The 11,450-nt window shown below is 50.9% G+C and carries 9 protein-coding genes; 6 read left to right on the top strand and 3 right to left on the bottom strand.

The window, feature by feature from the left end:
- The first annotated feature begins 13 nt into the window (after window positions 1–13).
- Together ACO0K2_RS05245 and ACO0K2_RS05250 are read left to right on the top strand one after the other, a co-directional pair.
- On the top strand, window positions 14–778 hold the full coding sequence (locus tag ACO0K2_RS05245) for a LytR/AlgR family response regulator transcription factor (RefSeq protein WP_423016484.1): 765 nt from the start codon (window positions 14–16) through the stop codon (window positions 776–778).
- An 87-nt stretch (window positions 779–865) separates the two neighbouring features.
- Window positions 866–1,744, top strand: a complete 879-nt coding sequence (locus tag ACO0K2_RS05250; RefSeq protein ID WP_423016486.1) for a DMT family transporter — start codon at window positions 866–868, stop codon at window positions 1,742–1,744.
- Window positions 1,745–1,781: 37 nt separating this feature from the next.
- Here the strand turns inward: ACO0K2_RS05250 and ACO0K2_RS05255 are convergent, their stop codons facing one another.
- Window positions 1,782–2,450, bottom strand: coding sequence for a GGDEF domain-containing protein (locus tag ACO0K2_RS05255; protein ID WP_423016488.1), 669 nt, complete (start codon window positions 2,448–2,450; stop codon window positions 1,782–1,784).
- Between the two features lie 115 nt (window positions 2,451–2,565).
- Here ACO0K2_RS05255 and ACO0K2_RS05260 point away from each other — a divergent pair, with 115 nt between their 5' ends.
- The 3 genes from ACO0K2_RS05260 to ACO0K2_RS05270 all read left to right on the top strand — a co-directional run bounded on the left by ACO0K2_RS05260 (window position 2,566) and on the right by ACO0K2_RS05270 (window position 6,953).
- Window positions 2,566–3,465, top strand: coding sequence for a 1-aminocyclopropane-1-carboxylate deaminase/D-cysteine desulfhydrase (locus tag ACO0K2_RS05260; RefSeq protein WP_423016490.1), 900 nt, complete (start codon window positions 2,566–2,568; stop codon window positions 3,463–3,465).
- 54 nt (window positions 3,466–3,519) lie between these two features.
- The gene (locus tag ACO0K2_RS05265) at window positions 3,520–4,308 is read left to right on the top strand and encodes a substrate-binding periplasmic protein (RefSeq protein ID WP_423016492.1); all 789 of its coding nucleotides are present in this window, start codon (window positions 3,520–3,522) and stop codon (window positions 4,306–4,308) included.
- 275 nt (window positions 4,309–4,583) lie between these two features.
- Complete coding sequence (locus tag ACO0K2_RS05270; RefSeq protein WP_423016494.1) at window positions 4,584–6,953, top strand: DEAD/DEAH box helicase; 2,370 nt, start codon at window positions 4,584–4,586, stop codon at window positions 6,951–6,953.
- 71 nt (window positions 6,954–7,024) lie between these two features.
- On the opposite strand, the gene ACO0K2_RS05275 is transcribed toward ACO0K2_RS05270, so the two are convergent.
- On the bottom strand, window positions 7,025–9,187 hold the full coding sequence (locus ACO0K2_RS05275) for a C1 family peptidase (RefSeq protein ID WP_423016496.1): 2,163 nt from the start codon (window positions 9,185–9,187) through the stop codon (window positions 7,025–7,027).
- Between the two features lie 215 nt (window positions 9,188–9,402).
- On the bottom strand, window positions 9,403–10,311 hold the full coding sequence (locus ACO0K2_RS05280; RefSeq protein ID WP_423016498.1) for a foldase protein PrsA: 909 nt from the start codon (window positions 10,309–10,311) through the stop codon (window positions 9,403–9,405).
- A 355-nt stretch (window positions 10,312–10,666) separates the two neighbouring features.
- On the opposite strand from ACO0K2_RS05280, the gene ACO0K2_RS05285 reads away from it, so the two are divergent.
- Window positions 10,667–11,170, top strand: coding sequence for a hypothetical protein (locus ACO0K2_RS05285; RefSeq protein ID WP_423016500.1), 504 nt, complete (start codon window positions 10,667–10,669; stop codon window positions 11,168–11,170).
- The last annotated feature ends 280 nt before the right edge of the window (window positions 11,171–11,450 follow it).

The following is an 11,450-nucleotide window of genomic DNA, read 5'->3' on the forward strand; positions in this document are numbered from 1 at the left end:
AGGAGAGAAAAGAATGACAGCGATGATGACGGCAATCATTGCCGACGACGAAGATTTACCACGTAAAGACCTGCGACGTTTGCTCAATGAATTGTGGCCGGAACTCCGTATTGTGGCTGAATGTGAGCACGGCGCAGATGCCTTAGAAGCGATTCATGAGCATCAACCCGATATTGCTTTCTTGGATATCCGCATGCCAGGGATGACGGGTCTAGATGTTGCGCATGCGGTCAAAGGTCGGTGTCATGCGGTATTCACCACGGCCTATGATAGTTATGCCATTGATGCTTTTTCATGCGGCGCGGTCGATTATTTACTTAAACCCGTTTCTACTGCGCGCTTGGCAGAGGCCATTGATCGCTTAAAAAAACGGTTAGCAAGCCAACAACCAGTCCCAGATCTCAGTCAAATTATGTCGGCGCTGGATAAGCGTTTGCGGCCCGAGGTACCAGAGCGTATTCGTTGGATCAGTGCCAGCGTCGGCGATACGATCAAAATGTTCGCGATAGAGAAAATCTTGTTTTTTTCTTCCGACGAAAAATACACCCGCGTCGTCTGTGCGCACGATGAAGCCCATGTCCGTAAGCCATTAAAGGACATCATGGAAGGGCTCGACAGCGAGCAGTTTTGGCAAATCCATCGCAGTGTGGTTGTCCGTGCGGACGCCATTGTGCGTGCCCATCGTGATGAAATGGGACGATACACCGTTGAGCTCGAAGGCAGCCAAGAAAAACTCAAAGTCAGTCAAGCTTACGCGTGGCGCTTCAAGCCGATGTAGTGATGGCGTAATGCCGTGTCCGATTTAGGCGAGCGTAAGACCTGCGTCTTTGTTAAGCTGTTGCTCTTTGACTAGGTGGGAGTGGGCATGCGTCACAGTGATTTTCTGAGGTTACTTGGTTTGGCATCGATCTGGGGCGCGTCTTTTTTGTTTATGCGGATCATTGCCCCGCAACTCGGTGCTTTGTGGACCGCAGAAATTCGCGTCGGTCTTGCTGGTCTTGCACTGGTTGGATGGATGTTCGTTAGTAAACAGCCGATTCTTTTCAGGCAACATTGGAAATCCTTTTTAATTCTTGGTGCCATCAGTACCGCATTACCTGCCGTCTTTTATGCTTATGCGGCGATACATATTCCGGCGGGGTATTCAGCGATCATGAATGCAACAAGCCCCTTGTGGGGCGCAGTGATGGCGGCGATTTTCCTCGGTGAACAATTCACCACACGCAAAATGGCCGGCATGGTTGCCGGTGTCGTGGGCGTGGGCCTCTTGGTTCGCTTGGGTCCGGTTGCGTGGAGTACCGAATTATTGCTGGCGCTGTTGTCGTGTTCAGCAGCAACCATTTGCTATGCATTGGCAGGCGTCTACACCAAAAAATTATCGGTCAATGTGAACCCTGTGCTCATGGCCACTGCATCCCAAGTGGGTGGCGCTGTATTTTTGCTTCCTTCGCTCCCTTTTTCTCCGATTCCTGGAACGGTCACACCCACGGTGATGCTCGCGGCGGCGGGGTTGGCGCTCTTATGCAGCGCAGTGGCCTATCTCCTGTACTTCCGATTGATCCATGATGTTGGACCGACCAAGGCGCTGACCGTGACCTTTTTGATTCCGCTGTTTGCGCTCTTATGGGGATCGATTTTCTTGCACGAAGTGATTACGCTCAATATGCTAATTGGCTGTGCGGCAGTCGTGATGGCAACGTGGTTAGTCGCTTACTCTCCCAAAAAAGCAGAGGTCATCAAATAAGGGCAGCGCCATTAAGCGCTTGTCGTGATGGCGACCGTTATTGATTTTCTGGCGCGTTAGGGTCGTAGTCCGGTAGCGGTGGCTCGATTTGGGCAATGCTGTCGGGCCCTTTTGATCTCGCAGATTGCATTGCGGTGCTCGCACGTTGGAGCATGGTATCGGCGGTGTCTTTGATTGCGTTGGTGGTCAGACCCGTTGAAAAGGTCACCATTAAGCCTGGCGCTTGGCTTTCCCAATCGACGCTAGCGATACGTTTTTTGAGGCGTGCAATGGCTTTGAGGCTTTGATCTAGCCATGTCGTTGGCATAATAATCGCAAATTCGTTGGCGGAGACGCGACCAAATGAATCGAGGGTGCGCAGCATGTCGAGCGCTTCTTTGCTGATGGTTCTTAGGATTTCTTTTGCGACCGTTTGTCCGTGTTTTTCTAAAATGACTTCGAGTCCGTCGACACTGATGACGGCAAAAGAAAATGTGTGCCCTGTCCTGTAAGAGCGTGCTAATTCTGCGTCTAACGTGCTGAGTAATGTGCGGCGATTGAGCGCACCGGTGAGGTGGTCGTGTTGGGACATCCCTTCGAGCTTCGTTAACACCGTCTCCAGCGTCGGCAACAGATTATCCTGCTGTCCGTTCTCTTTGATTTGTTTAATCAACTGAGACAGCTGTAGTCTGGCACTGGTGAGCGATTGATCTAAATCTGCTGGCATGTCCCTCTCCGGGAAAAAGTGCGAATGGTGGGCGCGACAGACAAGACGGCATTCGTTTGTTCATTGCTGTACGCGTACAATGTTACTTTACCATTTTCGCTCAGATAATTGCATCGTGTTCACCTCATCTGCCTCGCCATGCCAGCGAATTAACAGTATTTTATTTCCCGGCATTGCGCTGTGGATCAAGCGGGATGATTTGCTACATCCGCAGGTATCGGGGAACAAATTTCGTAAATTGAAATATCCCTTGCTGGCGCTGGCAGGTCAGCGGTCGCACCTCGTCAGTATGGGGGGACTGTGGTCGAATCATATTCATGCGCTGGCGCATGCAGCAGCGTTGGCAGGACATTCGGCAACGGCCTTGATCCGCGCAGCCGATGGTATGCAAAGTGCAATGCTTGATGATTGTCGTGCGTTGGGGATGCACATTCAATACGTGAATCGAGAAACATACCGCGCACTGCGCGATGACGATCACTATTGGCGTCGTTGTGTAGATCACATCACTCCTGAACATGTTTGGTTGCCCGAGGGAGGTAGCTCGCCTGCCGCCTTACATGGGGTCGCGGAACTGGTAGTAGAGGTCGGCGACCAAATGGGTTCCCTTCCCGATGTGTTTATGCTTGCTTGTGGCACAGGTGCGACACTCGCTGGCGTGGTTGCAGGGGCACGTGGAGAGAGTCAGGTCATTGGTGTGTCTGCGATCAAAAATGGCGACTATTTACGCGACGATGTGAGACGTTTGTTGCAGCAAGCCGGTTATGCCACTGACCACCATTATCAGATTCTCACCGATTTTCATCATGGTGGTTATGCCAAAATCAGTACCGAGTTAGTCGCATTCTGTGATATGTTCCAACACCAGACTGGTATTCCCCTCGAACCTGTCTATACCGCAAAAATGTTGTTTGCATTACATCAGTTGTGTCGACAAAATTATTTCCCTGCGAAGACACGCGTTGTTGCGATACACACGGGGGGATTGCAGGGCAATCGTGGTTTTAGCGAGTAACTTCTCGCGGTATCAACGGGTGTTGTTTAGAACATGAAACGAGGATAAAACAGATTGAAGCAGGGTATTGATTTGATTGTCGCACGTGTGTGCGCGATCATGGTGTTGATCATCGGGGCACTCTTGCTGCCAATGCATGCTTTTGCACAGGATGAATTGAAGCTAGCGCTATTTGATACGGTCACCTACCCATTGAATGTGCTGGATCAGCATGATCATCTCGTTGGTGGGCTATTGAAAGATTTTCAGGATGCCATCGCCCGTGATATCGGTGCTACACCTGTCTATGTCGTTTACTCTCGTCGGCGCGTGGAGCAGGCGCTTAAGAGCGGTCAGGCTGATATGGTGTGTTATTTCAGCCCCCAGTGGACCGACAACCGCGATCAGTTTCTCTGGACCATCCCTAATTTGCCGCAAAACGAGCGGGTTGTCGTGGCGCGTGATAAGCCATTGCTCAATCATTTTCCACAACAGCTTATCGGTAAAAAAATCGCCGTCCGGCTTGGTTATTTTTACCCTTCCATTTCCAAAGAGGTGGCCGATGGGCGAATCAAGCGGATTGATTTGACCGATGTGCCGAGCATGTTCCGTCTCGTCGCTTTGGGTGGTGCGGATGGCTTGATCAGTTCGGAAGCCGAGATTGAAGGTTATTTCAAAAATTTTCCAGACCAGCGTGAGCAGTTCGCACTCTCGAAAACCGTGTTTTCAATGACGGGTACTCAGTGCGCATTGTCACGCAAATCCTCATGGAAAATCGATCAAATCAACCGTGCCATCAGCCGTCTTCAGTCGAGCGGTGAACAAGATGCCATGATGCGGCGCTATGGGTTGTCCGAAAAATAAGCAGATCAAGGACGCGCATCATGCATGAAAGTGCTGAGAAATACCCACGAGATTGTGCTGCCAATGATCATAAAAGCAGAGAAATACAGAGTAAAACAGCGTAAAAACATAGTTTAAAAATAAACATTTCAGTGTTAACCCCTGTTTTTCAGACCGGATTGCCTGTTTTTTGTGCAAACAATGGTGTAGTTTCTCCCTGACTCTATGACAACAGAGTAAACTACGCCCCAAATCTTGTCGCATCCTGCGATTCGAGCGAACGAGCGAGCATCGCCATGTCAGAATCTACATCCACTATTACTTTCACCGATTTGCAACTGAGTGCGCCTTTATTGCGCGCCTTGCAAGATGTCGGTTACGAAACACCTTCTCCTATTCAGGCCGCCACTATCCCGTACTTACTGGATAACCGTGACGTACTGGGACAAGCGCAAACGGGTACCGGTAAAACGGCCTCTTTCGCCTTGCCGATTTTGTCCCGTCTGGATATCAATCAAAGCAGTCCGCAGGCCTTGGTCTTGGCACCTACTCGCGAACTGGCGATTCAGGTTGCCGAAGCATTCCAAACGTATGCACGTCATATCCCGGGTTTCCACGTGTTGCCGATCTACGGTGGTCAGAGCTACGGTCCGCAATTATCCGCATTGCGCCGTGGTGTGCATGTGGTCGTTGGTACACCAGGTCGCGTGATTGATCATTTGGATAAAGGCTCGTTGGACCTGTCCAAAATCAAAACGTTGGTCTTGGATGAAGCCGATGAAATGTTACGCATGGGCTTTATTGACGACGTTGAACGCATTTTGCAAGAAACGCCAGAAGGCCGTCAGACTGCCTTGTTCTCTGCCACGATGCCATCCGCCATTAAGCGTATCGCGCAAACGTATCTGAACAAACCAGCCGAAGTCACCATTGCCGCTAAAACAGGCACCGCAGACAATATCCGCCAACGCTACTGGCTGGTCTCTGGGATGCACAAGCTGGACGCGTTAACCCGTATCCTCGAAGCCGAAACCTTCGACGGCATGATCATTTTCGCCCGTACGAAACTGGGCACAGAAGAATTGGCTGCTAAGTTGGATGCCCGTGGGTTCTCTGTCGCAGCGATCAACGGCGACATCAACCAACAGCAACGTGAACGCACCATTCAGCAATTGAAAGACGGCAAGATCGATATTTTGGTGGCGACCGACGTTGCGGCGCGTGGTTTGGACGTGGAGCGTATCAGCCACGTGATCAACTACGACGTACCGTATGATCCAGAAAGCTATACTCACCGTATCGGTCGTACCGGTCGTGCAGGCCGTAGCGGTGAAGCAATTTTGTTTATCACCCCGCGTGAAAAAAATCTCTTAAAAGCCATCGAACGCGCAACACGTCAGCCAGTGTCTCCGCTGGAATTGCCGACCATTCAAACCGTCAACAACGTGCGTATCGCCCGCTTTAAAGATCAAATTTCGACTGCGTTGGCAGAGGGTGGTTTGGATGAATACACTTCGTTGATCGAAGATTACGAGCGTGAACACAATATTCCAGCGATTGAAATCGCGGCAGCGTTAGCCAAGATGGCACGCGGTGATGAACCGTTGTTGCTCGATAAAAACCGTCGCGAAGTCAAATCTGACGATAGCTGGCGTGATGAGCGTCCGGCCCGTCATGATCGCAATGACCGCGGTGATCGCGGAGACCGCGGAGACCGTCCAAGTCGTGGCGATCGCTTTGAGCGTGAAGACCGCGGCGCACGACGTGAACACAGCCCACGTACTGCCGAGCCAGGCATGCAAACTTACCGTATCGCTGTCGGTCATGACCACGGCGTGAAACCTGGCAACATCGTTGGTGCGATTGCGAACGAGGCGAATATCGAATCCAAATTTATTGGTCGCATTGATATTTATGACGACTACACGATTTTGGATTTGCCAGACGATTTGCCGTCTGACATGCTCGATCATCTGAAGTCAGTCCGCGTGGCAGGCCAGTCTTTGCGTATCAGTGCTGAAAAAGCAGGCAGTGGTTCCGCTGCACCAGCGCGTGCACCCCGTTCTGATGCCCGTTCAGAAGCGCGTCCAGAGCGTACAGAACGTGCGCCACGTATTGCCGATGCGGTGCCCGGCAGCCGTATGAACCAAGTGGTCGATCGTGCATTCAGTGCACCCGCTGAATTCGATCGTGACGACCGTGCAGCAAAGCCGAAGAAAGACAAAGCAGGCAAAGCCAAAGTCAGCGTTCCAATGCAAACGTATCGTATCGAAGTCGGTAAGGCAGATACGGTCACACCAGCCAATATCGTTGGTGCCATCGCCAATGAAGCGGGCATGGAAGCGAAGTACATTGGTCGTATCGACATTTTCGATCACCACAGCACCTTAGACTTGCCTGTCGGTATGCCGCCAGAATTGTTGTCTCAACTCAAGGGTGTGTGGGTGGCTGGCAAGCAGATCAAGATTAGTCCCGTCGGCGAACCAACGAGCGGTGGCATTGCACATGATTTCCCAGCAGGTCAGAAGAAATCAGGTGGCGATCGTCGCGTATTAGAAAAAGCGGCTGGGAAGCCATCAAGTAAGCCAGCAGGCAAATTGTCGAACGGACGTCCTTCTAAGTTTGATAAGGATAGCGGAACGACCCGTCGCAAGTCGTCCAAATAAGACTGACTGTTGACCAACAAAAAACCGCCTTCGTGGCGGTTTTTTGTTGGAAGCGGGTTTCGCTACCTTGCTTAATTCAGAACACCGACAGGATGCGGCAAGCTTCTACCCGGTCCCATGCCGGCAATGCGCAATAAAATCGCCGTGATGGTTTTTTGATCATAGTCAAACGTTGCATGGCCGGCGCGGAGCAGTTCTTGGCCACTTTGCAGAAAGCGTTCCGATTGAATATGTAAAGTGAGTGCCTGTTTTTGCGTCAACCCGAGTCCTTTTTGCGCGAAGCCAGAAGGTGCTTTTCCTCCCCAATACACACTTTGCCATCGATGCAGCGCAGGAATCGCTGCAGGATTCCATTGCGCATGCGCGTTATCGGTGCTGGTGAGATAGGCCGCGTCGAGCGCGGTTGCCATGCCCAGCATGGGTGTTTTATGCCGGATCTCAAGACTATGTGACAAGAGGTACAGCAAGGATTTGCTGTAGACCTGTGCCACATTGTCAGCGCACTCGACCTCGTCGGATAACACATGCAAATGGAAATGCGAGCGTGCAATTTGACCTGATTCGAGTGCAGGTAAAAAGTTCGCATTAGCAAAATCGATACTGCAGGCAGGTGCTAATAGCGTACAAGTTTTGATGGTAAGCTTTTTCTTCAGATACGGAAGAAGATTGCCAATGAGTTGCGCTCCTGTCGAATGGCCGACCAGATGTAGCTCCAAACGATCAGGGCCAATGGCGTTGGCAAGTTTATGCAGATGCTGAACCAGCGCATGCAAGCCACGTGGTGGATGATCATTGAGCACCGATTGCGCTGCATTTTGTTTGAGTAAGGTCCATTCTGCTTTACCGCCATTGTTTGCTGCATACCCTTCAATACTGCTATCTTGCGCGGCGTTCGTGCCCGGATCGGGTGCAGAAAATTGACTAGAAATTAGCTGGTTTAATGTGTCACCGAGACCGCTATTCCATGTCAAAAAAATCGGATAACTACCATTCGCCAAAAAGTAAGGCGCAAGGCTAGCGATATGGGCGATGGTGGCATCTTCATTATCGAGGCCACTAAGCGCGAATAACGTGAGCTTGAAGGCTGACTTTGCACCCTGTTGTTGATAGGCCGACAGGGGCGCTTTGAACGCGATATGTTCGGCACTGGCAGCGGCATTTTTGAATGCCACTAGACGTTGAATGAGTGCACCGTTGTTGTCCATGACCAAGGTCAGACCATAGGCTTGATCTAGACTGAGGGGTGGCAAATGAGCAATAGGATGAGAGTGGCGGCGAGGGGCAGGTGGTGCGCCTCGTTTGCTTGTCATCGGTGGTGGTAATTGGCTGAGCAGACCAGCACTTGCTGGCGTCGATAAGGAATTACTGCTGCTGTACGCGCTAGCACCACTGGTTGGCACGCCGAGCGATACGGTCCATGCGTCAGTACCATTGGCTTGCCAGTCTTCGTAACTCAGTACCGCCAATCCCTGATAGCCCCAATCGGTTCCCCACGAATTTTGTACGACAAATCCCTGCGCGTTATAACCGATCAGTGCAAACGCGTGGCCACCAATTCCATGTGCTTCCATCGGTATGACCGGAATCTGATCCAGTGTGGTAAGCGGCGCTTGTTTTTTGGGGCGGCGATAGGTGGATAAATACCAACCCGTATGCACATTGGCGGAGACATAGACCGCCCCCGTCTCCGCAATGGCGGCCTGCATGTCGCTAATATTGCTCCGATCGACCCGATAGTAAATGCCGAGCGGCCTTGTCTGCGCATCCTGCTCCCAACCTGCTAATGGTGCCTCCCACGAGACGGCTTTGTTGCCGGCATGGACAGTAAATGGCCACAGATCACGGCGGCAAACGCCATGTTTATTCCAGCCTTTGAGTGCGCCACGACAGCTCGATCCGACATAGTCGTCGCCTTGCCACTCATCATAAAATTTAGCGAGGTGATACACCATTCGTGGACTGACTTCGACATGGTCTGGATGTTCGGACCAGTGCAGGTAATTGATCACCGCAGATAGGCCAAATCCCGTGCATGCCCCAGCAGATCCTTGATTCAGAATAAATCCTGCATCGATATAGGCTTGCCATTTGTTGGCAACCCAGTCAGGGGAGGGGGATGTGGGTGGGAGGTGTCGAATGACGGGAATAAACTGGCGATCGCGAATGTCTTGACGATCGGGGCGGACATCTAACGTGAGATTATCGCCGGTCCATGCAAATTGAGTAGTTGCCATGCATAAGCCTGTTTGATGGTGAAAAGAAACCGGATAGCACATCTGAGCCGGTACGCACATGATGAAGCAAAAGAATCGGTCGTATTATTGCATTTTTTATATATCAGGCACTGACGACCTGTTTTTCTGAGACAACGATAGGCAAAAAAATAGCTCATCACCAAACGGTGATGAGCTATGTCAGCTCACGCTTTGTTCAATCGTAATCGAACAAATTATTTCGATGCGGCTGCGTCAGCTGCTGCGGGTGCTGGCGTTGCTGCTGCAGGTGCAGATGCTGGCGCTGCAGTGATGTCAATCTTCGCTTTCGCTTTCATGTCATCCAGCATTTTTTTCAGATTTTGCTGTTGCAACTGTTGTGTCAGGCCAGCTTTGACTTCTTCCAAGGAAGGAACAGCCAATGGACGTGTGTCGTCCAGCATGATCACGTGGTAGCCGAATTGGGATTTCACTGGCTCTGCTGTGAACTTACCTTTTTCCAATTTAGCAACGGCGTTACCGAATTCAGGCACCATATTGTGCGGATTGAACCAGCCCAGATCGCCGCCTTTGTCTTTAGAACCAGGATCTTTGGATTTGGATTTTGCCAGTGCTTCGAATGCTTTTGGATCTTTAGAAATTTTAGCAATGATGTCTTTTGCTTCTGCTTCTGTGCCAACCAAAATATGGCGTGCTTTGTACTCGTTGCCGCCTTGTGTTGCTTTGAATTTGTCGTATTCGGCTTTGAGCGCTTCGTCAGTCACTGTGGCCGTCTTCATGTAATCACGAACAAACGAATTTGCCATAATGGAAAGACGTGCCATTTCCAGCTGTTCTTTAACGTCAGCAACTTTATCCAGCCCTTTTTTCTCAGCTTCTTGTGCGACGATAATTTGCATTGCCAGGTTATCGATCACCATTTTGCGTGTTTCTGGATTGTCAGGCATCCCTTGACCAGCTTGTTGCTGCATGATCTGGTCCAATTGCTTTTTGGAGATCGGTGTACCATTGACCGTTGCGGCAACGGCTTCTTTGGTATCAGCAGCAGCTGAAGGCGCAGAAGCAGCCTTATCTTTATCATTACAAGCGCTCAGCGCGAACAACGCAATAGCACTACCCAAAACTACGCGGGATTTGATCGACATGAATATTTCCTTAAAGTTGAACTGCTGTGCAGCGAATAAATACCATCGCATGTCTTTTGTTGCGACATGCTGCCAAATTATGTGACGCTGAATTCTACCTGTGATTATGGGGTTCTTGCTAGATATTCACTTTTCGTTACGTTCCAACGCCATTTTTGACGAAAAAGACCCCAATCTCGTCACAGAACGGTCATGAATTGCCCGTGCGGAACACGCTGAAAATCAGCAAATGGAACATATCGTTTGGTCACAAAAATCAGAAATAGTTCCCCAGCAGCCCTTTCTATGATGACCGCATCATCGTCTTGTCAGGCAAGGCTTACAATCACGTATCTGTTTCAACCGAGGATGCATCATGACCGACCCAATACACGACCTTGTCCCTACCAGTCTCGCAGAAATGTTACCTGTTGGCATGATTAACGGCGGCGGTACAGCTGCTGCAGCCATGGCCGCCGTGGCACAGCGCAAACGCGGCGTCCCTGGCTGGGAGGCATTTCATTACGAGCGACTGTCCGCCACCGAGTTCGAAATCACGGGTGGCATCGCAGTCAATATCAGTGGCGTGAAAAAATTCCAAGGCGCACATGATACGGTCAATGTCACCGAAACAGAGGTGCTAGACGAGATGAGGGCAAGCCAGCACGTGGTGGTGCCTTCGGTCATGACCCTCCTTGAGCAGGATTTGCTGGCCAATGACATTGGTCATAGCCGATCAGCGCATGGTCCTAAATTTTTGAAAGTCGTGTTTTCATTACCCGAAGACGAAGCGGGCCGGCAGCGTATTCTGCAGGCATTTCAGTTAAACAAGGACTTTTTTGGCGCGAAGGTACAGGCGTGCTCATTGCACGATAAATAAGCGCACGTACACTTTTTCTACTCGTCACTCCCGCGCAGGCGGAAGTCCAGTGGCGCGGTGGCGCTTTGTGGGGGGTGATCAACTTTCACTTAGACAAAGCGCTTGCGCGCACTGGATACTCCGCGTTCGCGGAGTATGACGAATTGATTGGAAGCGTGAGGGATTCATGCGGAGTGTGACGGTTTTGTGGAGCGTTACCTGTACTTTCATGAACTACCGTACCCCCAGCCTCGTCACTCCCGCGCAGGCGGGAGTCTAGTGGCGCGGTGGCGCCTTGTGT

The organism is Undibacterium sp. MH2W, assembly GCF_049340215.1.
In the GTDB taxonomy this organism is placed as follows: Bacteria; Pseudomonadota; Gammaproteobacteria; order Burkholderiales; family Burkholderiaceae_D; genus Undibacterium.